Source organism: Paenibacillus sp. FSL K6-4396 (assembly GCF_038002525.1).
Classification (GTDB): domain Bacteria; phylum Bacillota; class Bacilli; order Paenibacillales; family Paenibacillaceae; genus Paenibacillus; species Paenibacillus amylolyticus_B.
Genome location: NZ_JBBOCR010000001.1, coordinates 5813969 through 5840176, shown reverse-complemented (window position 1 = coordinate 5840176; position 26208 = coordinate 5813969). Strand labels below are relative to the sequence as shown.

Here is a 26208-nt window from a genome sequence, read left to right as displayed (position 1 = left end):
CCTTTTATTTATACTTTTTTCGGGAAGGAGGATTCACCGAATTATGGACCAATTCATGAATGATTTGCAGGATCAGGAGAAGGCATTGGAGCAGATTCGTCACAAGCTCGCTTTGCTGCCAGATATGTCTGGATGTTACCTGATGAAGAATAGTGAAGGCACGATTATCTATGTAGGTAAGGCTAAAGTTCTGAAGAACCGCGTACGCTCTTATTTTATCGGTAGTCATAACGGAAAGACTCAGCGACTGGTCTCCGAAATCCGTGATTTTGAATATATCGTGACGGGCAGTAACATGGAAGCACTCATTCTGGAGTGTAACCTGATCAAGAAACATATGCCGCGTTATAACGTATTGCTTAAGGATGACAAGACATTCCCGTATCTTAAAATTACAAATGAAAAGCACCCCCGGTTGGAAGTAACCCGGCGTGTGCTGAAAGATAAAGCCAAATATTTCGGACCTTATCCGAACTCATATGCGGCACACCAAACGAAAAAATTGCTCGACCGCATGTATCCTCTGCGCAAATGTGGTGTAATGCCCAAAGAAGTGTGCCTGTACTATCACATGGGACAGTGTCTTGCCCCTTGTGTGAAGGAAGTGGAGAAGGAGCAGTACGACCAGATTTCCCAGGAGATTGGTTCATTTCTGAGCGGTGGTCACGAAGAGATCAAGAAGGATTTGCAGCGTAAGATGCAAGAGGCTGCGGAGGATCTTTATTTTGAACGTGCCAAGGAACTGCGCGACCAGGTAATCGCCATTGATGCGATGATGGAAAAACAGAAAATTACGATGGCCGATGCCAGAGACCGTGATGTATTTGGTTTTGCCATTGATAAAGGCTGGATGTGTGTCCAGATTCTATATATGCGTCAGGGTAAAATGATCGAACGCCATGTCTCCACCTTCCCGTTTTACGGTGAGGCGTACAGTGATTTCATGTCCTATGTAACACAGTATTACAGTGATAATCCGGCATTGCCACAAGAAATTTTGTTGCCGGAAATGCCCAAGGAATTTGCAACGGATAACGACAGTTTGGATACGTTATCTGATGCTGATGGATCGGTGCCTGCCGCAGTTACGATAGAGTTCGAACAGACGCAACAAGTGGAGCAAAGTACAGCTAACCAGCCACTGGTTGCTGAGACCCGGGCACCTTATGGAAGTGCCGCTGAGTCAGAAGTTGAACAGCCTGATAGTATGCAAGAGGATGCTCCAATAATGGATACAACTACTTCAACTGAAAAGCTCCCATCAGGACTGGAAGACCCCACTCAGGTTGCTGCTGCTTTACAGGAGTGGTTGGAGATCAAAGTGCTCATCCCACAACGTGGATTGAAACGCCAGATGATCACCATGGCTGTAGATAACGCACGTGTAGCACTGGAAGAGAAGTTCCGTCTAATTGAGCGAAATGAAGAACGGACATCCAAAGCTGCTGAAGGGCTAGGCCGATATATTGGACTGGATCAGCTTCACCGTATTGAAGCGTTTGATAACTCGAACATCCAGGGTACGAACCCGGTATCCGCCATGATCGTATTTACGGATGGTAAACCGGATAAGAAGGAATATCGGAAATATAAGGTCCGTTCGGTTGAAGGACCGGATGATTATGAAACCATGAGAGAAGTTATCCGTCGCCGTTACGAGCGGGTATTAAAAGAAAACCTGACCCAGCCTGACCTGATTGTGGTCGATGGTGGTAAAGGACAGATCTCGGCTGCGGTTGATATTTTGGAAAATGAGCTGGGGCTGTTTATTCCGGTATGTGGACTGGTGAAGGATGCGAAGCATAAAACTTCGCAGTTGATGATCGGTAATCCACCGGAAGTCATCTCCCTGCCACGGGATAGTCAGGAATTCTACCTGTTGCAGCGGATACAGGAAGAGGTCCACCGTTTTGCGATCTCGTTCCACCGGGAACAGCGTGGCAAATCGATGGTGACATCACGTTTGGATGCCATTCCGGGTATTGGAGAAAAGCGGCGTAAGTTGCTGTTGAAGCATTTTGGCTCTTTGCGCAAAATAAAAGAGGCCAGCGTCGAAGACTTCCGGCCTCTATCTATTGGTGACAAACTGGCAAATCAGATTATTGCAGCACTTCGGGATGAGGAGTCGTAACATACGGCTTCTCTTTTTGTTTTGGATTGAATTTGTAGATCACATATCCAACGATGGCCGGGAGTACAATCCAGAAGAGTCCGGCAGCCATATTCAGGGCATCTCCCATAAAGACCAAGCTGAGTCCCATCAGCAAGCTGTCGAAGATCACATGGGCGAATACAACGGCAATGAAGCCGTGACGCAGCATGATCAGACTGAACAGCAATCCAATCACTAACAGCTCAATGGGACGGGTGATTACTGGATAGATCGGATACAATGTGTGTCCAAGTGCCCAAATGATGGTTGGAATCAGACAGGCAATAAACGTGTTACGCACAATCTTTTGCATCATACGAATGCCGAACAGTCGATAGACGGCTTCTTCACCAATACCGGCCATCCAGGCCATGATCGGGAAGAGCCACGAATAGGTCATATTGAATGTAGATTGATCTGCTGACGTTGTTGACCATGTGCCAATGCTCCGCTCCAGAATGAAGAACAGGATGGATTGCACACCCAGTAGAATGAATGCCCACAGGTAACCGGCAACCATGCTGTGAAGTACATATTTTCCGTATCCCGGTTCTTTGGCACGAGGCCAAGGGTTCAGACCGATTTTACGCCACATGCCGTCACCGGCAACGAGGGATAGATAGATGGTTGCACTCATGACCAGTGTAATACCTATCTGAAATAACATCAGGAACGCTAACATGAAGTTGGAGAATCCCTGTGCTTGAAGCAGAGGAATCATGTTCAGCGTGCCAATCACCGAAGCTGCGAAATACACCAGTGAGAGAATGATCCCGCGTTTGAAAGAAGTATGTGTTCGGGTCAGAATGCTATAGATAATGGCCAGCACGCCCAGAACAAGGGTCAGGAACGCATAGCCGCCATAGGTCATCCAGTTGGCTTGTCGCGTCTGAGCTTTCACATAATCGGTATGGGATTCAGGGACCGAGAAGCCAGGATCGAACGATCGTACCGCACCCTCTTCAAACGTAAAGTTCAGTTCAAGCTTGGAGTCTCCAATGGCTTTTTCAGAATCCACATACTTCAGTCCCGCTTCACCATCGCGAGTCTCCAGTTGAAGTGCCGGCACTTCATAACCAAATTCGGTCAGAACGCCAGCCGCAAGCTGTTGTTTCTCGTCCAAAGATATATTGCCTTCAGCAAGTACTTGCGATGTGGTCACTTTCCCGGTGCTTTGTTCCGCCTCAATGGCGGTGTAGAGGGAAGAAGGCAGTTCCCGTTTGAAGCCGACCACTTTTCCTGTTTTCATATGTACGTCAACATGAAGATAACCGCCTTTGTCCTGATCAGGCAAACGAACGCGGAATACATCGTAAGGATAGCTTGTTTCCCATTTCTGGTTATAGGTATCAAGTTGTTTGGTTTTGGCCATATACCCGTAGATATCCGAATGTGTCTGGTAGGTTACCAGGGTTTTTTCATCATCATTTGGCAGTGTATAGTCATTCACAGAAGCTGCGAATGATCGTGCGGATTGCGTCGCCTGCTCCTTGGTTATGAAGGACGTAGACGAAATTTCTGTTGTTTGCGATGAGGTGGCAGGAAAGATCTGAAATACAAAAAATAGAATCAGGCCAATCGCCGCAAGCAACCCCAGCCGCTTGAAGTTAGCCTTAAGTTGCAAAGGCTGCCCTAAGGGATTCATGTAATGTTGTTCCTCCTTATTTAATAGAGGTTGTTCAAAAAGTCTCTGGCTTCATCCCATCTTCTTGGTACTGAAAACCGCCCTTTTTTGAACACGCACTAATATGGATATTAAAGTTAACATAGCACAGGCCAAGCACCGAATGCCAATGATGTAACGAAAACTGGTGTAAATCCTTGAAAATGAATGAAAAGGACCGAAAGAATCTGATCCATCCGTCGCCATATCTGAGTTTTTCCCTTTTTGGCTGAATTCGATGCTATTTACACAAAAAACGTTTTGTCTACAAACGTCGCAACGCTTATAATTTTGAAGCAAATGTGCAACGATTCGCATGTCTTTCGCACAACAAGGGAACGAATAGAATATATTCCAACTTCATTATATATGTCGTTTTAATCTGATTCATACATGTTTAACGTTTGGCAACAGCATTACAAATGAAGAAGGCTCCACGGGTGTGGAGTTATTTTCATTGTAGAAGAGGTGGAAGATACTCAAGTGAAACTGAATGTTCAATGGATGCGATTATCGCCGCCCCGTATTCTTGTGTTAGGGTTTGCTGGCATCATATTGGTAGGCACATTGCTGTTAATGCTTCCGGCATCCAACCGTAACGGTGACAGTCTTGCATTTATTGATGCGCTCTTTACAGCAACTTCGGCTGTTTGTGTCACTGGTTTGGTAGTGGTCGATACAGGGACTCACTTCTCGGTGCTGGGTCAGGTTGTGATCGCGATTCTGATTCAGATTGGCGGACTGGGCTTCATGACAATGTCCACGTTGGTTGCCATTGCGTTCAAACGGCGGATCTCGCTCAGAGAAAGGTTGATTCTACAGGAAGCGATGAACCAGAGCACGATGGAGGGTATCGTCCGGCTCATTCGTAAAGTTGTGATCTACTCACTCATTATCGAAGGCATATGTGGCACACTGTTTGCCATCCGCTGGTCATTCGACATGCCAGTCGGACAGGCGATCTATTATGGCTATTGGCATGCGATCTCCATGTTCAACAATGCGGGCTTTGATATGTTTGGGGATTTCCGCAGTCTGACCGGTTATGTGTATGACCCGTTGGTTAATTTTACAGCGATATTCCTGATTGTCTCTGGTGGTATCGGTTTTGTAGTGCTGTCAGACCTGGTGGATTACCGCAAAACGCGGAAGCTGTCTCTGCACTCCAAAGTTGTACTGTTAATGACTGGATTGTTGATTGTGTTTGGTGCACTTGTCATTTTCGTATTTGAATTTAGCAATCCACGGACACTGGGTGGCCTGAACTGGGGTGGCAAAATTCTCGGTTCATTCTTCCAGTCCGTTACGCCGCGAACAGCAGGAGCCAATACGGTAGATATTGCCGGACTCAGACAGGCAACACAGTTCTTTATGATCATTCTGATGTTCATTGGTGCTTCGCCGGGTTCTACCGGAGGCGGGATCAAAACAACGACATTTATGATTATGGCTGGCGCGGTCATCGCCATGATGCGTGGACGTGAAGATATCGTGTTTTTCCGCTATCGGCTCGTACAGGAACGGATTTTCAAGGCGCTTACCATTACATTGCTGGCGCTTTTGTTCATCATAGCTGTAACGATGGCACTGAGTACCACAGAAGACGCCAGTTTTATGATGATATTATTTGAAACAACATCGGCCTTTGGTACTGTCGGATTATCGCTGGGACTGACGCTGAAGTTGACTACATTGGGCAAACTCCTGATCTGTTTTACGATGTTTGCAGGAAGGCTTGGACCGATCACATTAGCGTATGCACTTGGGCAGAAAAAGGGTAAAGAGTTATACAGGTATCCGGAAGGCAAAATGATTATTGGATAAATCTATTTTTAGTGATTGAAAATGATTTGGATAAGGGGTTCGTGAAGAACAATGAAAACACAGCAGTTTGCGGTGATTGGGCTTGGGCGGTTTGGCTCCAGTCTGGCACAGGAATTAATGGAACTCGGCTACGAGGTGCTCGGAATCGATAAAAATGAAGAAGTCGTCGAAGACATGAGTGAATTGGTCACCCATGCCGTTGTAGCCGATGCCACAGATGAGGAAGTGTTGCGCTCTCTGGGTATTCGCAATTTTGATTGTGGTATCGTAGCCATCGGAGATGATATTCAGACGAGCATTCTCACCGCGATTCTGTTAAAAGAGCTGGGCGTCAAGACGGTCGTGGCCAAGGCCATATCCGTCCTTCACGGACGAGCATTGGATAAACTGGGGATTGATCGTGTCGTTTATCCTGAGCGGGATATGGGCATTCGGGTTGCCCATCAGCTGGTTACCCCGAATTTGCTGGATTATATTGAATTATCCAATGATTACAGTATTGTCGAGATGAAGGTTCCCGCCTGTCTGCACAACAAGACCCTTTCGACCCTGAATGCACGTGTACGTTTTGGTTGCAGCATTGTAGCGTTACAGAAAGAAGCCGGGGTCATCATTGCTCCGACGGCACTGGATTCGCTTCAAATGGGGGATATCATGGTCATTATTGGTAATAATGCAGATATCGACCGATTTGAAGAAGAGGTTATCAGCCAAGAGAGCTGATAATTAAGATGAGTTAAATATGGAAGCCAGGCGTTAGTACCTGGCTGATTCAGATCAAGGCAAAGGCGTCGTAGTCCTCCTTGAGGGTAATGGCGCCTTTGCTGTAAAGAGTGCAGCCGTCTCCTTGACCCATTGTCTGGAAGTCTCGCTGAGGTCCTCTTTTTCTCCATAGATCATACAGGTTGTTCTGCGGGTCTGCTGTAATTGAGGCAAATGAACAGAAACAAGATCATTGTCCGCGAGTAATTGTGGACGAAGATATGACTTGGGCAATAGAGCAGCAGCTTTGGCGGAAGGCAGAAGTCGTATGATCGCTTCGAAGGAATCAATCTCCATACGAATATCCGGCATCACGGCACAGCGCTGGAAAAGATCGTCCGTTAATTTGCGGTACCAGGTGCCTTTGGAGAACGTGATCATCGGCAGATCCTGCAAATGCTCCATCCCGGCTTCCTTACCGGACAAGGGGTGTGTAAGCGGCACAACCAGTTCCAGGTGATCGTCAAAGAGCGGCACACAGTTAAGCCCCACTTCGCTGATGGAGGAGGCGACAATGCCCACATCGGCTTTTTTGTCACGCACAAACGACACAATTTCATGTGTTTTTCCCGTCAACAGTTTCAGTTCGGCATTTGGATGTTTCTCCATAAAGGCATTGACGAGAGGTGGTAACGTAGTTTGAAGCGTCGTCAGACTGGCTCCGAGTGTAATGGTGCTCTGTTCTTCGTCTTTATACTGGGCCAGCATGGTGAGGAACTTCTGTTGCTGCTGCTTCTGTTCTACAGCGTAGGTATAGGTGAACTGGCCCACACTGGTTAACTCCAGCCGTTTGCCACGGCGGTGGAACAGGGCAACCCCGAGTTCATCCTCCAATTTGGCAATTTTGCGTGAGAGTGCGGGTTGGGACAAGTTCAGTAACTTGGATGCGCGGTTTAGGCTGGATTGCTCCACGACCGCCGCAAATGCATTTAACTCCTCAAACATGAACAATAACCTCTTTTCCATGAATGTGATTCTTGCCCTTGCTTAATCGTTTTCCATGTTGTATAGCCTGTAAACCCAATGTTTCACTGCTTATACCTATAGGTTATAACATTTAATAATTATATTGCAATTCCCTTATAAGAAAAAAAGGAGTAACATGGTTCGTGACACAAGTTGTTCACACCTAGGGAAAACGGAACAATTTGTCGAACCTTTTCATGGAAAAGGATTCGTGTCATGATAAGTGAAATCATTTATGAAAACGTTGTATTTAGCGAAAGGGGATCGACATTTTATGAAAGGGTTTTACTCCAGAAAGCTGCACTCCTTGCTTGGCGTCATTCCGCTCAGTCTGTTCTTTGCTGAGCATTTGGTGACAAACTTCACAGCAGTTGAAGGCGGCAAAGAAGCTTTTTACGGTGCTGTTGCATTTCTGAACGGTTTGCCTCTTGTTATTGTGATCGAGGCGTTACTTATCTGGCTGCCGTTGTTCTATCACGGTGTATACGGTCTTTATATTGCCTATCAGGCCAAGCCTAACGTGGGCCGTTTTGGCAATGAGCGCAACTGGCGCTACACGTTACAGAGGGTAAGCGGTATTATTACGTTTGTATTCGTCATCTGGCACGTATGGGAGACGCGAGTACAGATTGCGCTGGGGAATGTATCCCATGAAGAGATTGGCGGCGTCATACATGATGCGGTGACGAATCCGATAACCTTTGCGATATATATGATCAGTGTGGTTGCGGCGTCATATCACTTTGCCAATGGTCTATGGTCGTTCCTCGTTAGCTGGGGAATTACGGTTGGTCCGCGTGCGCAACGTGTATCCTCTTACGTATGTATGAGCTTGTTCGCTATTGTTTCCATCATGTTTATTGCTTCACTATTTGCTTTCCGGAGCATTGATTTCCAGACAGCTACTTCGATGATTGACGCAGTAAAAACAGTTCTAATTTAAGCATTTAGCGTATAAATGCTGACTTATAAGGGAGTGAACAGCAATGGCATCAACGAATGTAATTATTGTGGGCGGCGGTCTCGCGGGATTGATGGCGGCGATCAAATCGGCTGAAGCCGGAGTCCATGTTCATTTATTTTCACTGGTTCCTGTTAAACGATCCCACTCTGTATGCGCACAAGGCGGCATTAACGGAGCGGTAAATACCAAGGGTGAGGGTGACTCCCCATGGGTACACTTTGACGATACGGTATACGGCGGTGACTTCCTTGCGAACCAACCTCCTGTTAAAGCGATGTGCGAAGCAGCACCTGGCATCATTCACTTGATGGACCGTATGGGCGTAATGTTCAACCGGACACCGGAAGGTTTGCTTGATTTCCGTCGTTTTGGAGGAACGAAGCATCACCGTACAGCGTTTGCCGGAGCGACAACAGGACAACAATTGCTCTATGCATTAGACGAGCAGGTACGTCGCTGGGAAGCAGCTGGTCTGGTTACGAAATATGAGAACTGGGAGTTCCTGCAGGCGGTTTTGGATGATGAAGGTGTATGTCGCGGGATCGTGGCTCAGGATCTGAAAACGATGAAGGTACAGACCTTCCCGGCAGAAGCGGTTATTCTGGCGAGTGGTGGTCCGGGGATCATCTTCGGTAAAACGACCAACTCTGTAATTAACACAGGTACAGCGGCAAGTGCGGTGTATCAGCAAGGTGTAAATTACGCCAACGGGGAGTTCATTCAGATTCACCCGACAGCCATTCCAGGGGATGACAAGTTACGTCTCATGTCTGAATCCGCGCGTGGTGAAGGTGGACGGATCTGGACGTACAAAGATGGAAAACCTTGGTACTTCCTTGAAGAAAAATATCCATCCTACGGTAACCTGGTTCCACGTGATATCGCGACTCGTGAAATCTTCAGCGTCTGCGTAGATATGGGTCTGGGTGTGAACGGTGAGAACATGGTTTATCTCGACCTGTCTCATAAAGATCCAAAGGAACTGGATGTTAAACTCGGCGGAATCATTGAGATCTATGAGAAGTTCATGGGCGATGACCCGCGTAAAATCCCAATGAAAATCTTCCCGGCAGTCCATTATTCTATGGGCGGCATGTGGGTAGATTATAACCAAATGACTAACATTCCGGGGCTGTTCGCAGCTGGTGAATGTGAATATCAATACCATGGTGCGAACCGTCTGGGTGCAAACTCATTGGTATCTGCGATCTATGGTGGTATGGTGGCTGGACCAAAAGCGGCTGAATATATCAAAGGACTTAAAAAATCGTCCGCTGATATCCCATCTTCCGTATTTGAGAAACACACCAAACAACAAAGCGACAAATATGAAGGCATCTTGAAAATGCAGGGCACGGAAAATGCCTATGTTATTCATAAAGAGCTTGGCGAGTGGATGACAGCCAACATGACGGTTGTGCGCTACAACGACAAGCTTGAAGCCACGATTGGCAAGATCAAGGAATTGAAAGAGCGTTATGGCAAAATCAACATGTATGACAGCTCCGGTTGGAATAACCCGAGCGCAGCATTCACTCGCCAACTGTGGAACATGATTGAACTGGCAGAAGCGATGACACTAGGCGCACTGCTGCGTAACGAAAGCCGCGGCGCGCATTACAAACCGGAATTCACGGAACGTAATGACGAAGAGTTCCTGAAAACGACTATCGCAAGCTGGTCGAAGGAAGGCCCGAAAATCTCGTACGAGCCAGTAGACGTATCCTTGATCCCACCACGTATCCGGGATTACTCCAAGGATTAAGAAGTACCACACTATTCATGTAATGAATAGTTAAACACCTGAACGAGAGGCAGGAGAACTTTGAAGAAGCAAAGCTTCTTCAAAGTTACTGCCATCAACGTGAGGGAAATACCCAGAAGAAGCAAACCGCCTTAGCGATGTTTCAGAACTTCAATACTGCCCATCCAGCATGAATGGAGTGCAGTTTTCCAGCAAAGTGACCCTGCATGCACGACGTAGCGGAGGAAACAGCAATGCCCAGAAGAAGCAAGCGCCTAGCGATGCTTCAGCACTTTAATACTGCCCATCCAGCATGAATGGAGTGCAGTTTCCAGCAAAGTGACCCCAGTGCACGACGTAGCGGAGGAAGCGGAAATGCCCAGAAGAAGCGCTCGCCTTTATCACCGGATTTTAACCCTGGGAAGGGTTGATCAAAAAAATCCGGGGATAACAGCGATCAGAGGGGCATTCCGCTGACGAAGCGTCTCCCGTGCACCAAAACATTTTGCGCATCAGCAATACAATCATCGTCACCAGAGGAGGGGACTACGATATGGCGGAACAAGCTACAGCCAACAAAACCGTCAAGTTTATCATCACCCGTCAGGACAGCCCGGAGTCATCTTCGTACAACGAAGAATTTGAGCTTCCGTACCGTCCCAACATGAATGTGATCAGCGCCCTGATGGAGATTCAGCGAAACCCCGTCAATACAGATGGCAAATCCATTGCACCCGTGTGCTGGGATTCCAACTGTCTCGAAGAAGTCTGCGGTGCCTGCTCCATGGTCATCAACGGCAAGCCACGTCAAGCATGTGCAGCCCTGATCGACAAGCTCGAACAGCCTGTTCGTATCGAACCGATGAAGACATTCCCAGTGGTTCGTGACTTGGTCATCGATCGTAGCCGGATGTTTAGCGCCCTGAAACGCGTAAAAGCATGGATTCCGATCGATGGTACCTATGACCTTGGTCCAGGTCCACGAATGCCTGAGAAGAAGCGTCAGTGGGCATATGAGCTGTCCAAATGCATGACATGTGGTGTATGTCTGGAAGCATGCCCGAACGTCAATGAGAAAACAGACTTTATCGGTCCAGCAGCACTGTCCCAAGTGCGTCTGTTCAACGCTCACCCAACAGGGGAGATGAACGCCGACGATCGTCTGGAAGCGTTGATGGAAGACGGAGGCATCGAGGGCTGTGGTAACTCACAGAACTGTGTGCAATCCTGTCCAAAAGGCATTCCGCTGACAACCTCCATTGCCGAAATGAACAAACAAACGACCAAGCATATGTTCAAACGCTGGTTGGGTGTATAATCTCGCCATAACATGTGCAGAAGTGTAATCTGCACCTTAGAAGAAGTCGTGATCCCGTGCAGCAACATGCCGGAGATCCCGGCTTCTTTTTGTAATGAAGCAGAGGAACCGGGCTACACATGCAGAATATGATATACTAAGGGGATGGATTAAGAGCGTAGAAGGAGGGGGAGATATGGCAGAGACACCGCGTCAGGGCAGTAACAACTCGCCGTCCCAGCGCTCGTACAAAGCACCAGGGACAGAAGAGTCTGTGTTTCCTGGAGAAGAAAAGGATCATGATCCCTCTCGCCGAAGTTTCTTATTGCGCATGGTTTTGATGACAGCGGGTGCCAGTTTGCTTACAGGAGGTTATGCCTGGCTATGGGAACCGCGTCGTCTGGAGATCAAGCAAGTGGAGCTGAAACTTCCGAAGTTTCCAAAGGCATTTGACGGTTTGCGTATAGTTCAGTTCAGCGATGCCCATCTTGGTTTTCATACCGGGGTGAAAGAGCTGAAGAAGCTGGCAGCAACGATTGAGGAGCAGCAACCGGACTTGATTTGTTTTACCGGAGACATCGTCGAGAGGGAAGCAGAGCCGATGCGTGAATGTATTCCGGTACTCGCCTCCATGCAAGCGAAGTATGGCAAATTTGCAGTTTTGGGGAATCATGATTATCGGGGCGGGCAGCAGAATGAAGTGACAACCATGTTCCGTGAAGCCGGATTCACTTTGTTACGGAACGAACATGTGGTGATTGAACAAGGAGGCGAACGTCTGGCCATAGCTGGCCTGGATGACGCACTTACAGGCAGGCCTGATCCTGCCCAAGCTATCAAGGGATTGGATCATGATGTGTGGAAATTGTTACTTATGCATGAACCGGATTACGCCGATATTGCCACTCCCTATGGTTTCGGATTACAACTTTCCGGTCATAGCCATGGTGGACAGGTACGTTTTCCCTGGATCGGGGCACTGACAACTCCGCGAGGTTCACACAAGTATGTTCAAGGATTGTATTACACGGATGTCCAGGGGGTATATTACAGCACCCAGACACAGATGCCTGTGTATGTGAATCGTGGTTTTGGCATGACTCAACTGCCGATTCGTTTTCTGTGCAGGCCGGAATTAACGGTTTTTGAGCTTAAAGGATCAACCACATAAAAGAATATAAGATGAATATACAACATAAAGGATTCAACATGAATGGAGGTTATCCAGATGGAAAGAATTGCGATTGTATCCGACATTCATGGCAACATGACTGCTTGGGAAGCAGTGTTAAAAGATATCCAAAGTCGTGGCGTGGAGCGAATCTTTTGTCTTGGTGACCTCGTGGGCAAGGGGCCAGAACCGGTACAGGTTGTGGATCAGGTGAGAGCAACGTGCGAACTTGTCATCCGTGGCAATTGGGATGAACTGGTTGCGGTTAACCAAGACAACGAGAACTTTACGTGGCAAGCAGAACGGTTGGGTGAGGAACGATTGGCGTACTTGGCAGGCCTACCCTTCAGTCATCAATTTCAACTGAGCGGTCGCACCATCCGTCTGGTCCATGCTTCACCTCAAAGTGTGTACCATCGTGTACAGCCGTGGGACGCGATGGAAAAGAGGTTGGCAATGTTTGATCCTCCGGTTGATGAGCCTGAGCAAGGTATTGCAGATGTTGTAGGTTATGGGGATGTGCATAACGCATACTTGCAGTATATGAACGGCAAGTTACTGTTTAATGCAGGCAGTGTTGGTAATCCACTCGATCTTCCCCAAGCTTCCTACTGCATTCTGGAGGGTGAAGACAGCAACGATAACAATACCTCATTCAATGTTCAATTTGTGCGGGTGCCTTATGATATTGAGCGAGAAGTACAGGTTGCACAGTCGGCGAATGTTCCTGCATTGGATTTCTATATTCGTGAGATTCGTACGGGTATCTATCGCGGGCTGCAGGAGTAGTCAGCATCTGGACCTTTTAGCGTGAGGAATTGAATGTTGCAATATATTAATACTAAAATGCGAATACTAAAGTTCGTGGATCAGTTCAAATGGTATTACGCCGGATCATCATCAGAGCATGCTTGTCTTACCGGACTAGAGCCCGTTTAGGCAAAAGGAGCGATTGTCATGCTTACCCGAAAAATGCTGGTTCAAGGTCTGCCGGCTTTATGGACAGAGCGTCTTGTCCTGCGATCATTACGTCAAAGTGATTACAGCACATTATCGGAACTATTTTCCGATCCTCAAGTCATAAGATATGTGAATAGGGGAAGCCAGCCCACGCCAATCAGGGCGAGACGGTTATTGAACCAGATACGGAGCAGCAGCACCAAGCTGGATTCGTTACATTATGGGATCTGCTGGAGAGGCAAGGAACAGGTGATTGGGATCACCTCATTCCAACACTGGAATGATCAGAATGGTACCGCACAGATCGGTTATATCCTGAACAGGTCCTGTTGGGGCAGGGGTGTGGCTACCGAGGCGGTACAGAGGCTGCTGCAGTTTGGATTTGACGATCTTCATCTGGGGAGGGTGGAAGCACGTTGTTATGAGGCCAATGTTTCTTCACAACGGGTGCTAAACAAAATAGGGATGTCCTATGAGCGGAGTCTTCCCTCGTTCGGACTGCATGATGAGGATGACGAGGGATCAGAATCCCTGATGGATGTTAAAGTGTACAGTATGTACCGGGAACAATACGTCAGACCGCTTCAGGAAAAAGACCTGCAAACCCTGGTATCTGACAAGCCGCAATGACATAGAGTAAGAGTAGTCAAACGTAAATGAATCGAACTTCAATCATTTGTTACACAATTGAAATATAGCTGCAATTGAACTCTAACAGACAGGGGGTAAACTTATCTCATGACCCCCTTTTTGATAATAGATAATGCTGTTGGGACCCGCGCGAGCGGGTTCATTTTTTTTGCCGATATGTTAACTGTGGAGTATTTACACTGGCCACTCCGATGACAGAATAACCTTCCGATCGCTGTTATCCCCAGATTTTTTGATTCCCTTTTTGAAAAGGGAAAATCCGGGGATAGCGTATGCTTCCGATGCAGATTTCTTTCAGAAAGCTTTTAGGCGAACACTTCGTTTCTTCACGTTATTTCTGTCCCCTCCGTTATCGTGTGAAATTTAATTATATTTCCTAATATAGGGCAATAAAAGGCCCCACGGCGTTTACAAGCGCGCTGTGGGGGCCTTTGTGTTTGCTCTATTTTACAGTGGTACAACCTGCATCTGTTTCTGCTTGAAGTATACCCAGTCGGTGAATCCGATCTCCTTGAGACGTGTACGAACGTCATCCAGCTCGTCTGCAACGCGCTGTGGTTTATGAGCGTCCGATCCAAATGTCACCTTCACTCCATAATGATGGGCGCGTTCCAGAATGGCATCCGAAGGATACCAGCCACCGCTGAGTTTGGTTTTGCCAGATGTGTTAATTTCGATCGCTACGTTGGATTCTGCAATGACCTGCAACGTTTCATCAATGGCCTGATCAGCGATAATTTCGGAGAAAGGTGGATAGTTTCCTTTCATCGCATCAATGTGTCCAAGGATCTGGAACATACCGCTGCGAGCCGATTCCCGGATTAGTGAATAATAGCTTTCTTTCACTTCAACTTTGCGAGCATTGCTCAGTCCGTTCCATCGGGTTTTGTTGAAGATACTTACATCCTCAGTATGATGAACTGAACCAATAATATAGTCAAAAGGATACTGTCCCAGTGTGGTACGGTACAATTCTGCATAAGCAGGGAAATAATCGGATTCAATGCCGAGCAGTACATCGATTTTACCCGCGTACTCTTCTTTCAAAGCAAGGACTTCTTCCACATAATGCTGCAATTCAGACTTACCCATTGCGATCCGGGGAAATGCTTGCTCAAGCTCACTGCCAAAGTATGGCGTATGATCCGAGATACCGATGGCCTGAAGTCCTGCCTTAATACCTGCCTCTATATAATCGCGGATGTTGCCGTCTGCGTGACCACAACGAAAATGATGTGTATGAAGATCAAATTTCATATGGAATCCTTCCTTTCTCATGGCTCATTGTCATTCTGAACTGATGAATTGGGTTTCCGGCATGCCTTTGAGGTCACTTATAAATTGCTGCATCGCTGAGTTAAGGTAACGACTGGACTTATAGATGACACCTACAGGGTGACTGACCTCCAGCTCACTTAAGGGTATCATTCGCAATGTACCTTGACGCAACTCATGCGCAACAGATTGTTTGGAGATGACAGCTGCCCCGAGATCAATCTCGACCATCCGTTTCACTTCTTCGCTGCTCGATAACTCCATTACAATATTAGGTTCAATATTATGTTTCTTGAAAATGGTTTCCGTAAACCTTCGTCCTACTGTATCAGGGGACAGCAGAATCAATGGTGTACTCCGGAGCACATCTACTGCAGCATGTTTTTTCTTCGCCAGTGGGTGGGAAGGAGATACCACGAGTTCAAATGTGTCATAGTACAGCACAGATGTATTCAGGTTGGGATTACGCTCCGTGAGATAACCGATACCAATATCAACCAGACCATTTTCGACCTGGGTATAGATCTGTGATGAAGGAAGGGATTGGATACTGGTTTTGATCAGCGGGAATTGATCTTGGAAATAGGATAACACCCTTGGCAAGATCTGAATAGCAATGGAAGTTGTTGTGCCTAACACGATACGTCCTTGGGGCGTTTCATCGAGATCGGACAATTTTTGTTTCAACTCATCGACGATGTCGAGCATCCGTTCAGCGTGCTCCAGAAATACCTGTCCACGGTCTGTCAGGGTAACGGGTTGGTTACGATCCACAAGAACGGTGCTGAATTCGTCCTCCAGACTTTTGATCTGGGCCGAGACGGCAGGTTGGGTCAGGTTCAGAAGTTCTCCCGCTTTGCGGAAGCTCATCGTTTTGGAAATGGTAATTAGTGTCTCCAGTTGGCTTATGTTCATAGGTGACCTCCTTGCAGGCAAAGTATCTTGATTATGTAGTGTTTGGTGTGATGTAATCCCGTAACTGGTTATTGTTCCGTTATCTTAAATTATAGGTGATTCAGGACAGCAGAGCAATGAAGGTAATTATCAGGATCAAAAGTAGTTCAAGAGACTGTGAAAAAAACGCGAATACAAGAATTTGATTTTTTTAACAGTTGTGAGAAGCAGTAATAAAGTCCTAAATGCCTTTTGCCACGCACAATGAACGAAAATCTTTCTTCAAAAGAAGTGAAAAGCGCTGTTTATTCGCTAGAATCAGCTATAAACATTTGCCCCACGGATGACGATAAATTATAGTACACATGGTTTAACGAATTCTTAATGAATTCTTGTACGTGATAAAGTATAATAAATTTAATGAATATGGGACTTTTGGTGTGTGACCAATAACCCAGTGCGAGGGGGACATAGACAGTGAAAGCGGAAGTGATTAATCCTTTCCTGGAATCGGCACGGAACGTATTCGAACAGCTCATCCAGGTTTCGCCTTCCACCGGGAGTCTTGGCGTGAAAAATGTAGAGTACATTGCAGACCATGTCTGGATCGTGATCGGAATGACCGGGCAACTTAGCGGAAACATTGTATTTGGAATCAATGAACAAGTTGCATTGAAAATTGTATCTGCGATGATGGGCGGTTTTGTCATTACAGAAATGGATGAAATGAGTAAAAGTGCTATTTCGGAACTGGGTAATATGATCAGTGGTAATGCCAGCACCATCCTGTCGAACCAAGGTGTTGTGGTTGATATTACACCTCCACAAGTGATGAAGTCCGAACATCTGACTACATTTAGTGCAACGAAAGCACTGAGTATTCCTTTGCTGATGGATGGCATTGGTGAGATGGATATTCAGGTCATGATCTCGTAGAATAGAGCCATATGCCTCAAGAGGCAATATGTGTTTCAATACGGGAGGACATCGGGTATGCTGAAAGATCAGGTAGTGTTTATTACAGGTGCATCGAGTGGTATCGGTGCGCTGTGTGCGCAGATGCTGATAGAAGAAGGAGCCATCCCGATTCTGGCTGCCCGTTCACGGGACAAGCTGGAAGAGATTGGTGCCTCGCTGAAAGGGCAGCATGAATTACTCACACTTGATGTTACGGATAGTGAGCAGGTTCAGGCAGCTGTGGATGCGATATTGCATAAATACGGACGAATCGACATTTTGCTGAATAACGCAGGTTACGGGAAATTCGCAGCGATGACAGAGATGTCTGTACAGGAATTCGATGAGATGATGGACGTTAATTACATGGGCATTGTCCGCTGCACCAAAGCAGTGCTTCCACAAATGCTGGAACGTGGCAAAGGTCAGATTGTGAACGTGGCCTCCATGGCTGGCAAAATTGGTACAGCCAAATCCGCTTCCTATACAGCTACGAAACATGCTGTACTTGGATTTAGTAATGCGCTGCGTCAAGAGCTTCGCAAGACTGGCGTCATGGTGACAACGATTAATCCAGGTCCGATTGATACACCATTTTTCCATCGGGCTGACCCATCTGGCAATTATGTGAATAATGTACGTTGGATGATGTTGAAACCGGAAGATGTTGCGGGTCATATGATTCGGGCAATGAAAAAGCGCAAGGAAGAAGTGAATCTGCCAAGACTTGCTTCTGCTGGCATATGGCTGTACCAGCTATTTCCTCGTCTTGCAGATCGATTGTCGCACGGTGTAATGAATCAGAAGTAAATGTGATACGAGGCATCATATACGGAATGAAAGAAAGGCTCCGCCGAGGGGCTTTTCTTTTTTTTGGCGTGTATACATACAATTCTGGAATAAGATTTGGTGCACGGGCTTTTTTCGCATATAATGAAAGGTAATGTGATGACAGGCTTCGGTTCTATACAAGCAATTTATACGTTCCACTAAACTTTTACACAATAACGGAGAGGACTGAAATAACCTGAAGAAGCGAAGCGTGCACCTTTATCTCCGGATTTTTTCCTTTAGAAAAAAAGGAATCAAAAAAATCTGGGGATAACAGTGATCGGAAGGTTGTTCTGTCCTCGAAGTGTCAGTGTAAATAATCATTAGTTGAACTTATATAACATCAAAATGAATAAATTAAAAGGATGGACATACATGACGAATCAAACATTTGCTTCAATTGGCGTGGAACAGGATCTGGAGGCCGTTCTGGCGAAACATGGCATTAACGAACCTTCGCCTGTACAGGCTCAGACCATACCGGTTATTTTGGAAGGCCGGGATGTCGTATCCAAATCCCAGACGGGAACAGGGAAAACGCTGGCATACTTGCTGCCACTGTTACAATCCATCAAAATGGATATCAAAGGCACGCAGAAACTCATTATTGCACCTACACAAGAGCTGGCGATGCAAATTGTACGTGAAGCGCAGCGTTATGCGGAAGAACGTAAGATTGGCGTATTGGGTCTGATTGGTGGCGCAGCGGCTAAACGTCAGATCGAGAAGCTGCGTGAGCATCCACAATTGGTTGTGGGTACACCAGGACGACTGAAGGAATTGATTACACTCAAAAAACTGAAAATGCACAACGTCTCTACGATTGTTATCGATGAAGCGGACCAAGTGTTCCAACTTGGCGGTGTAAGTGACGTGAACTTTGTACTCAAGAGCGCATTGCGGGACCGTCAGCTGATCTTCCTGTCCGCAACGATTGATGAGCATACGGCTGGACTCGCGAAGCGTGAGATGAAAGAGCCTGTTCAGATCGGAATTGAACCGGATCGCGCTACGGCTGCGGGCCTTGAGCATTATTATTTTGTAGAAGAAAACCGTAACAAGATTGACATGCTGCGTCGTCTGGTTAGACAGTACAATCCGGATCGGGCAATCGTATTTGTGAATGCAACCGAAGATATTGGTGAAGTTGAAGCAAAAATGAATCATCTGGGTTTGTCTGCTGCTGCGCTGTATGGGGATGCTGACAAAGTGACCCGCAGTAACGTATTGTCTGCCTTCCGTAATGGCAAACTTCAGTTGCTGATCGCCAGCGAAGTAGCTGCCAGAGGACTGGATATCGAAGGATTGCCAATGGTCATTAACTATGACCCTGCCTTTGACTCGGAGCACTATGTTCACCGTGCAGGTCGTACAGGCCGAATGGGACGTTCGGGTATTGTGCTATCCATTGTGGATGAAACACAGATCTTTATTATGCGTAAATTCGCACGCGAACTCGGAATCGAACTGTCAGAACGTGTACTCTTTGGCGGTAAAGTATTGGAGGCTGATCCGCGTCCGGACACGCGGCCTGAGGGACATTCCTTCTCCAGAAAACCAGGGCAATCCAGAGATCGCAAACCAGGTCAGGGTAATCGTAATGGGGGAACCCGAGCTACAATCTCCAATTCACGCCCAGCAGGTAGCAAACCTACTGGCAATACAGGACGCACGGAGCGCGATCAGGATCGTAAAAACAAGGGAGCACCCAAGTGGAGTAAAGACAAAACGCCACGCTCCGAAGAATAGAATCTGACGAAAGGGGTGCAGGGATAGATGGAAAATGTTCAATCGCCTGTTCTGCAAATCAGCGGGCTAAGCGGAGGTTATAGTGCCAAACGGCCGGTCCTTCACGGCATCGATCTGGAAGTCGGACGTGGAGAGATGGTTGGACTAATCGGCTTAAACGGTGCTGGCAAAAGTACAACCATGAAACATATCCTCGGCTTGATGACACCTCAACAGGGTGAAGTACGAGTGATGGGCAAGAAACGGGATGAGGATGCGCAGATCTACCAATCGGCCATGGCATTCGTACCGGAATCACCCGAACTGTATGATGAGATGACGGTAATGGAGCACCTGGAGTTTACGGCAAGAGCGTACAATGTGTCGGAGGCTGACTTCAAACAACGTACGGAGAAATTACTGCAATTATTCCGTATGAATGAAAAAAGTACAAGTCTGTCGACTCATCTGTCCAAGGGCATGCGGCAAAAGGTCATGATTATGTGTGCTTTTGTGGCAGGACCGCCACTGTACATTATTGATGAGCCTTTTCTGGGGCTGGACCCGCTGGGTATTCGCTCCTTGCTTGATTTTATGCTGGAGATGAAAGCTTCGGGATCATCCATCCTGCTCAGTTCACACATTCTGTCCACGATTGAAAATTACTGTGACCGGTTTATTGTACTGCATCGTGGACAGGTTATTGCTCAAGGGACGCTGAATGAACTGCGTTCCCAATTCGGGGAATCGGATGCCACGCTGGAGCACATGTTCTATTCCCTCGTACAAGGAAGGGATTGAGCATGGATCTCAAGCTGCTATGGAAGCAAAGACGCACAGGATTCTGGAACGGAATTCTTCCTTATCTGGGATATGTCATCCAGAGCGGTGTAGCTATGGTCTTTTTATTTCTCGTCATTGCGTTCTCCGCCTGGTATACATCGTTTGTTCAGAACATTCCCGCAGAATTCCCGATTCGCTGGATTGCATTGTTACTGCTCGCGCCACTGGTGCTGTTTAGCAGTTATCGTACATATCTGCTTCCGGCAGATATTGTATTCCTGCGGCCACAGGAATACCGGATGCAGGAATATTTGAAGAACAGCTTTGCCAGGGGCATCATCTATAAAAGTATGGGCCTACTGCTTGTATTTGTTACACTGTGGCCTCTCTATGTCAGAGCAGATTTGGATGCACGGCCATTTGGCTGGTTCATCGTATTCCTGCTGCTGTGGAAAGGGCTGTCCAGTTATGGAGCATGGCAAGAGCTAAGAATGGTTCAGGTTGGCGCGGCAAGAGGATACCGTCTCTTGCGTTGGGCTTCGGCAGTTCTGGCGGTTGGCGCATGGTTATGGCAACCACCTCAGCGCAGCGTATGGTTCCTGCTGTTACTGGCTGTCGTTTATATCGTTGCCTTGCGTATCCCGGTAAAACATCGGGTGGCGTGGGAACGTCTGATTCAGGTGGAGCAGGGGCAGGCTGGCAGGGTTATGCGGACGCTCGGCTGGTTCGTGGATGTGCCTTCATCCGGACAGAAAGTAAGTTCGCGTCGCTGGCTTAGCAAATTGGGGAGCGGTCTTCCCTGGAATGCAGGGAAAGCTTACCGATATCTGATTACCAAAACGTTTATTCGAACCGAAGTGTTCTCCATTGTATTACGTCTGGTTGTACTGGGTATGTTACTATCCTGGTGGACAGCAGGCAGCTACTTTGGTGTCGGGGTGTATCTGTTCTTCCTGTTGCTTGCAGGTGTTCAGTTAGGGGCGCTGCGTCGCAGTCATAGTGAATCGTTCTGGATTATGATCTATCCGATCTCGGGAGAAAGTCGTCGTTCTCAGGTGTTGGGATTCATATTCCATCTACATGCACTGGTTGCGTTACTCATGTGGTTGCCTATGCTGGCTGCCGGAGCAACCGGACTGAGTGTCACCGGAATAGCCCTTATTTTGGGTATACTGGTGATTGTGATCATGCGGCGTTCGCAAGGTAACAAGTGGTTGAAGGAAGAAGAGGACGAGTAAACAATCGATCGGACACCTGACCAACTTGGATTATTACATTGGGTTCATCAGTGAGAGGTACAAAAGATAACAAAAGAAGGGTATGCCGGGCTGTATCCCGGTATACCCTTCTTTGTGCTGTAATGGAATCATGCAATCAGATCACTTGGTTCTCGCGCAAGTGTGTATTGGTACTAACAGAGGAACGATTTAGTGATAATTACGAGCAAGATGAACAGAACGAGAATGGCACCTGTGTTAGTAAATCCTCCGTAACCGCCGCATCCATAACCGCCTCTTGTATCTTCAACTCCAGACATGGTCATTCCCCTTTCAAGTGGTTGTTTGGCACGCCCTTGCGTACATCGTATATTATGTGCCTTGGGGTTAGGCTGATTGGGCCGATGCCCGGAAAAGTTGGAAATTCGAGTTTTTGGGCAGCTGTCCCGGTGTGGTAAGTGATATCTGGTGAGTTGTAAAACACCAAAAGAACCCGCTGTATATTCGGAGACATGTAACGTCGTCCCCGCATACAGAGGGTTCTTATATCATTCAGGGTTCAGACATGATCCTCTTTCCCCTGAGCTATTGAGATTGCGTTAATTCGTTACTGTCTGTTTTAACTACTAAGTCGTCCGCAGATCCTGAACTCCACGATAGATGGTTTCATACAGATCTTCCAATCCGGATTCTTCAATACAGGAGAAGGCGATTCGAAGATCCGATTCACCCAGGGCGATTGTACCCACACCGTATTTGTGAAGTAAGTGGCTTCGAAGTTCTTCAGCGCCAACTTCTTTCAGCTTCAGACACATGAAGTAACCGGAGTTGAACGGATAATAATCCCATGCATCTCCATACTTGCCACTATCGAGAATGGCTTTTACCTTATTGGCGCGGCCTTTCATAATCTCGAACTTCTCCTGTTTCTGTGCTTCAAACTCCGGTGCTTTGAGCGCATCCAATACAAAAGTCTGGGAAGGATGCGGGCCACTGGAGATCGTTGCTCGGATAATACCGAGTGTTTTTTGTTCCAATGCATGCAGAACGGCTGCATCTTCATGGGCATACGTAATGAATCCAACGCGGAAGCCCCATACGAATTCTTCCTTGGTTGCACCATCCACTTTTACAGTCAACACACGTGGATGAATGTTGGCAAGTTTGCCAAACAGGGATTCATGAATGGAATCTTCGAAGAACAGTCCAAAGTACGCATCATCTGTTACAGCAACCACGTTAACGCCGGCTTCAGCTGCCTGAAGAATCGTGTTTACAATGGCATCTGCTTCTTCCGCTCCAGGCGTATAACCTGTAGGGTTATTCGGGAAGTTGAGCAGAACGATCGCTTTACCTTTGTCCTTTTGATCAAGCAAAGCCTGAAGCAGACCATCACTGTTGAAGTTCAACTGATCATCGAACAGGGGATAATGAACTAACTGGCCATGACGACGAATTCCGAAGGTCAGCTCGTAATTTTCCCAGTTTTTATCCGGATATATGACAGCGTCCCCTTCATCGGCGAACAGGTCGGCTACGATACTTAGTCCATGGGTTAAAGCATTGGTTACAATCGGATTGCCAAACGTTTTGCCTTCCAGAGAAGGCGTTTCCTTCAGCATCTTGTCTCTCCAGACGGTCCGCAATTCAGGTTTGCCTGCAGGTGGAGCGTAAGGATACAGATCCTTTGGCTGGAATGCAGACAGCTTCTCCTGAATAACCTGAAGATGCATCGGCACACCACCCTCCAGGGCGATACCAATCGTGGCATTATGGGTCTTGGCCAAGCTTGCTGCTTCAGCAGATTGACTCAAGATCCCCTCTTTAGGAAAATAAATTTCTTTGCCAAGCTGTGACAGCATGGAGTAGACGTGACTGCTGCCTGTCTGAATACTTTCGTTCAACTGTTCAGCCAGTGGATTCATTCTTTTCATCCTTCCAAGTCTTTGTGATTCAACTGCCTAACATTATATCACCTTGACATGCCCCCGTCACGGAAATTACGCAATATGACAGTTATATCGCTTTACCGCGTTGTTGCAGAGGGTTTTCGGGTAGGTTATCGTTGAATTCAACCTTGGAGGAATACTTATAAAATGAAATTTATTGCTGATGAAATGGACAATATTTCCGCATCATTTCAACAGTTTCGGTATCCCTTCCCTCATTGCGCTGTTCCAACTGACCACTGATATGATCAAATCGTTCACTGGAGAGGTTTTGTCCGAATTTAAATTTGGCACTGATCCGTTCAGGAATAATTCGGACTACGGCTACAGCTTTGAGGTTTCCTGTGTAACGCGAGTCAGTAGCGTCAATGGGTACATATCCGCCTTGCGGCTGGAGTTTCTCCATAAATCGTTGCAGTACCTTACCTTTGATGTCCAGATCTTTAACCGGTTCAGCCTCACCGAAGGCCATGACACTTTTGAAGAAAGAAGTCGCCGGACAAGCAAGCTCAGGATCACTGAAGTAGGATGGAATTAGGGAGAACTCTTCAGCTACTGTGAAACTGACCGACGAATCCTGTTTGATCTGTTTCATCTTCTCACCAGCCAGACTGCCGTGAAAATAAAAGCAACCGTCCATATATACAAAATTCAGCGGTGTAACCCGTGGTTGTCCGTCCGGACTGACCGTTCCCAGAAACCCGAAGGAGCACTGATCCAGAAATGCGGTAATCTCCTGTTCTTCATCTACTGTGAATTCTTTCCGTCTCATGTGTATTCCCCCATCATTGAAATGTATAATAGAACGCCATATCTTATGGATAACAATAGTTCATACATTGACAATGAAATAGATCCAATTTACATTCACTTTAGTAGGCCAATTCGTCGGGGATCACATAATGAAGAAAAATGAAGAGAGGTGCATGATGGAATTGTGGCTGCCCATGGATACCTATGAACTTCAGCATCGATACAAGTATGAGGCACTGTACCATGCGTTACGTGATGCCATTCATGCAGGCACATTGGTAGGAGGCACGCGGCTTCCTTCCACCCGTGAGTTGGCAAGGCAATATGAGATGTCACGTGGTTCGGTAGCTCAGGTATACGACATGCTGCTTGCGGATGGTTATGTCCATGCACATCGGGGAAGAGGTACATTTGTAACCGAAACATTATCCACTCAGGAAAATGAAAAACAGGAAGCCGTTCTCAAGTTGTCTGCCTGGGGCGAACGAGTACAGCGGTTGAATACGCAACATGAAGTCCTGCGGACTCAGATGTATTCAACGAAGCCGTCCGTCATTAATTTTCAAATGCAGCGCATGCCTGCAGAACATTTCCCGTTAGGGGAGTGGAAGAGTGCACTCGCTGCGGTTCATCGCAGTGGTTGGCGAGAATCGAGCGGTGTAGCCGGTGATCCGGAGCTGCGTGAGGCCATCGCCTCCCATCTCAGATGGACACGTGGTATCCAGGCTGAACCCTCTCAGATTGTATTGTTCAGTGGTTCAATGCAAGGCATCACCCTGCTATCTCAATTGCTGATAACGGAGAATACAGCAGTTGTATTAGAGAATCCGGGGTATCCGGGTATCGCCCATGCCGTCAAGTCCTGTGGTGGGCATATCATCCCGGCAGAGGTGGATGCTGCAGGCATTATTCCTCAGCCTTGGGAGGCACAGACGTTATTTGTCACCCCTACCCGGCAGTTTCCAACAGGGGCCGTGCTGGGGTTGGACAGAAGACGTGCCTTGCTTGCGTGGGCCTCAAAGCGTAATGCGGTCATTATTGAAGATGATTATGACAGTGAATTCCGATGGGGCGGAAGACCAATTGAACCCCTCAAAGTGCTTGATCGTGAACAGCGCGTCATCTACGTTGGTTCATTCTCACAAACGATGGTTGTTTCGTTCCGACTTGGCTATGCCGTACTGCCACCTGGTCTGGTAGAACCTCTCCTTGCCGCCAAGGCGTTGTATGAACCGGTACCTCCTGCACTGCTGGAGCAGCGCGCACTGGCGAAGTTTATGACCCGAGGAGGTTACCTGAGGCACTTACGACGGTTAACCCGGTTATACGGGGAACGGCATGATTTTTTTGTGCGAGAGATGGAACTACAGTTGCCGGAAGCATTCAAGATGCAGCTTGGTGATGCTGGACTGCATATTTACGCCACCTGGAATGGCGATGTGGACAGTTATCAGCGATTTAAAAAGCTTGCTGAGGAGGATGGCATATTGTTCCGTGATGCAGAGCGATATCGGTTGACTTCAGGTCATCCGGCGGCCTGCTTTGCTTTTGCACATCTGGAGAAAGAAGAGATGACAGAGGGAATCCGGCGAATGCGGCTAGCCTGGGAGAAGTGCACATTTTCGTTTCGGTGAATTCCGCTGTATAATGGGATAAGACATTTCGCT

General features: G+C 47.2%; 22 protein-coding genes. 15 read left to right on the top strand and 7 right to left on the bottom strand.

Annotation, left to right across the window (positions count from 1 at the left end; all coding sequences use genetic code 11):
• Positions 1 to 43 precede the first annotated feature (43 nt).
• The gene (gene uvrC / locus MHB85_RS25565; protein WP_105601265.1) at positions 44 to 2131 is read left to right on the top strand and encodes an excinuclease ABC subunit UvrC; all 2088 of its coding nucleotides are present in this window, start codon (positions 44 to 46) and stop codon (positions 2129 to 2131) included.
• Here the strand turns inward: uvrC and MHB85_RS25560 are convergent.
• A complete protein-coding gene (locus MHB85_RS25560; RefSeq protein ID WP_105601264.1) occupies positions 2100 to 3797 on the bottom strand; it encodes a CPBP family intramembrane glutamic endopeptidase in 1698 nt (565 codons plus the stop codon). The genes uvrC and MHB85_RS25560 overlap by 32 nt on opposite strands.
• A gap of 522 nt (positions 3798 to 4319) precedes the next feature.
• Here MHB85_RS25560 and MHB85_RS25555 point away from each other — a divergent pair.
• Together MHB85_RS25555 and MHB85_RS25550 are read left to right on the top strand one after the other, a co-directional pair.
• Positions 4320 to 5639 carry a TrkH family potassium uptake protein gene (locus tag MHB85_RS25555; RefSeq protein WP_374954426.1) on the top strand — a complete coding sequence of 440 codons (1320 nt, stop codon included), beginning with the start codon at positions 4320 to 4322 and terminating at the stop codon, positions 5637 to 5639.
• 51 nt (positions 5640 to 5690) lie between these two features.
• On the top strand, positions 5691 to 6362 hold the full coding sequence (locus MHB85_RS25550; protein WP_091020848.1) for a potassium channel family protein: 672 nt from the start codon (positions 5691 to 5693) through the stop codon (positions 6360 to 6362).
• A 54-nt stretch (positions 6363 to 6416) separates the two neighbouring features.
• On the opposite strand, the gene MHB85_RS25545 is transcribed toward MHB85_RS25550, so the two are convergent.
• Positions 6417 to 7346 (bottom strand): LysR family transcriptional regulator, encoded by a 930-nt coding sequence (locus MHB85_RS25545; RefSeq protein ID WP_091020849.1) that lies wholly within the window; start codon positions 7344 to 7346, stop codon positions 6417 to 6419.
• A gap of 295 nt (positions 7347 to 7641) precedes the next feature.
• On the opposite strand from MHB85_RS25545, the gene MHB85_RS25540 reads away from it, so the two are divergent.
• The 6 genes from MHB85_RS25540 to MHB85_RS25515 all read left to right on the top strand — a co-directional run bounded on the left by MHB85_RS25540 (position 7642) and on the right by MHB85_RS25515 (position 14133).
• Positions 7642 to 8310, top strand: a complete 669-nt coding sequence (locus MHB85_RS25540; protein WP_091020850.1) for a succinate dehydrogenase cytochrome b558 subunit — start codon at positions 7642 to 7644, stop codon at positions 8308 to 8310.
• Positions 8311 to 8353: 43 nt separating this feature from the next.
• A complete protein-coding gene (gene sdhA, locus MHB85_RS25535) occupies positions 8354 to 10096 on the top strand; it encodes a succinate dehydrogenase flavoprotein subunit (RefSeq protein ID WP_036673387.1) in 1743 nt (580 codons plus the stop codon).
• 532 nt (positions 10097 to 10628) lie between these two features.
• A complete protein-coding gene (gene sdhB, locus MHB85_RS25530) occupies positions 10629 to 11393 on the top strand; it encodes a succinate dehydrogenase iron-sulfur subunit (RefSeq protein ID WP_036605794.1) in 765 nt (254 codons plus the stop codon).
• 175 nt (positions 11394 to 11568) lie between these two features.
• Entirely contained in the window at positions 11569 to 12543 is a 975-nt protein-coding gene (locus MHB85_RS25525) for a metallophosphoesterase (RefSeq protein WP_105601261.1), read from the top strand.
• 57 nt (positions 12544 to 12600) lie between these two features.
• The gene (locus MHB85_RS25520; RefSeq protein ID WP_192135926.1) at positions 12601 to 13332 is read left to right on the top strand and encodes a metallophosphoesterase family protein; all 732 of its coding nucleotides are present in this window, start codon (positions 12601 to 12603) and stop codon (positions 13330 to 13332) included.
• A gap of 168 nt (positions 13333 to 13500) precedes the next feature.
• A complete protein-coding gene (locus tag MHB85_RS25515; protein ID WP_091020854.1) occupies positions 13501 to 14133 on the top strand; it encodes a GNAT family N-acetyltransferase in 633 nt (210 codons plus the stop codon).
• A gap of 468 nt (positions 14134 to 14601) precedes the next feature.
• On the opposite strand, the gene MHB85_RS25510 is transcribed toward MHB85_RS25515, so the two are convergent.
• Together MHB85_RS25510 and MHB85_RS25505 are read right to left on the bottom strand one after the other, a co-directional pair.
• The gene (locus MHB85_RS25510; protein WP_091020855.1) at positions 14602 to 15411 is read right to left on the bottom strand and encodes a histidinol-phosphatase; all 810 of its coding nucleotides are present in this window, start codon (positions 15409 to 15411) and stop codon (positions 14602 to 14604) included.
• Positions 15412 to 15441: 30 nt separating this feature from the next.
• A complete protein-coding gene (locus MHB85_RS25505) occupies positions 15442 to 16344 on the bottom strand; it encodes a LysR family transcriptional regulator (protein ID WP_036605798.1) in 903 nt (300 codons plus the stop codon).
• A gap of 456 nt (positions 16345 to 16800) precedes the next feature.
• On the opposite strand from MHB85_RS25505, the gene MHB85_RS25500 reads away from it, so the two are divergent.
• The 5 genes from MHB85_RS25500 (at position 16801) to MHB85_RS25480 (ending at position 21860) form a co-directional block, all read left to right on the top strand.
• Positions 16801 to 17259, top strand: coding sequence for a chemotaxis protein CheX (locus tag MHB85_RS25500; protein WP_036605799.1), 459 nt, complete (start codon positions 16801 to 16803; stop codon positions 17257 to 17259).
• A 57-nt stretch (positions 17260 to 17316) separates the two neighbouring features.
• Positions 17317 to 18090 carry an SDR family NAD(P)-dependent oxidoreductase gene (locus tag MHB85_RS25495; RefSeq protein ID WP_192135928.1) on the top strand — a complete coding sequence of 258 codons (774 nt, stop codon included), beginning with the start codon at positions 17317 to 17319 and terminating at the stop codon, positions 18088 to 18090.
• Between the two features lie 396 nt (positions 18091 to 18486).
• Positions 18487 to 19860, top strand: a complete 1374-nt coding sequence (locus MHB85_RS25490) for a DEAD/DEAH box helicase (protein ID WP_047841268.1) — start codon at positions 18487 to 18489, stop codon at positions 19858 to 19860.
• A gap of 27 nt (positions 19861 to 19887) precedes the next feature.
• A complete protein-coding gene (locus tag MHB85_RS25485) occupies positions 19888 to 20640 on the top strand; it encodes an ABC transporter ATP-binding protein (protein WP_091020857.1) in 753 nt (250 codons plus the stop codon).
• 2 nt (positions 20641 to 20642) lie between these two features.
• Positions 20643 to 21860, top strand: a complete 1218-nt coding sequence (locus tag MHB85_RS25480; RefSeq protein ID WP_341073906.1) for an ABC transporter permease — start codon at positions 20643 to 20645, stop codon at positions 21858 to 21860.
• A gap of 173 nt (positions 21861 to 22033) precedes the next feature.
• On the opposite strand, the gene MHB85_RS25475 is transcribed toward MHB85_RS25480, so the two are convergent.
• The 3 genes from MHB85_RS25475 to MHB85_RS25465 all read right to left on the bottom strand — a co-directional run bounded on the left by MHB85_RS25475 (position 22034) and on the right by MHB85_RS25465 (position 24560).
• Entirely contained in the window at positions 22034 to 22159 is a 126-nt protein-coding gene (locus MHB85_RS25475) for a YjcZ family sporulation protein (protein ID WP_206759599.1), read from the bottom strand.
• 306 nt (positions 22160 to 22465) lie between these two features.
• The gene (locus MHB85_RS25470; protein ID WP_091020859.1) at positions 22466 to 23764 is read right to left on the bottom strand and encodes an aminotransferase class I/II-fold pyridoxal phosphate-dependent enzyme; all 1299 of its coding nucleotides are present in this window, start codon (positions 23762 to 23764) and stop codon (positions 22466 to 22468) included.
• 178 nt (positions 23765 to 23942) lie between these two features.
• Positions 23943 to 24560: a pyridoxamine 5'-phosphate oxidase family protein gene (locus tag MHB85_RS25465; protein ID WP_341073905.1), complete on the bottom strand. Its 618-nt coding sequence runs from the start codon at positions 24558 to 24560 to the stop codon at positions 23943 to 23945.
• 157 nt (positions 24561 to 24717) lie between these two features.
• On the opposite strand from MHB85_RS25465, the gene pdxR reads away from it, so the two are divergent.
• Positions 24718 to 26175, top strand: a complete 1458-nt coding sequence (gene pdxR / locus MHB85_RS25460) for a MocR-like pyridoxine biosynthesis transcription factor PdxR (protein ID WP_341074277.1) — start codon at positions 24718 to 24720, stop codon at positions 26173 to 26175.
• Positions 26176 to 26208: the final 33 nt, after the last annotated feature.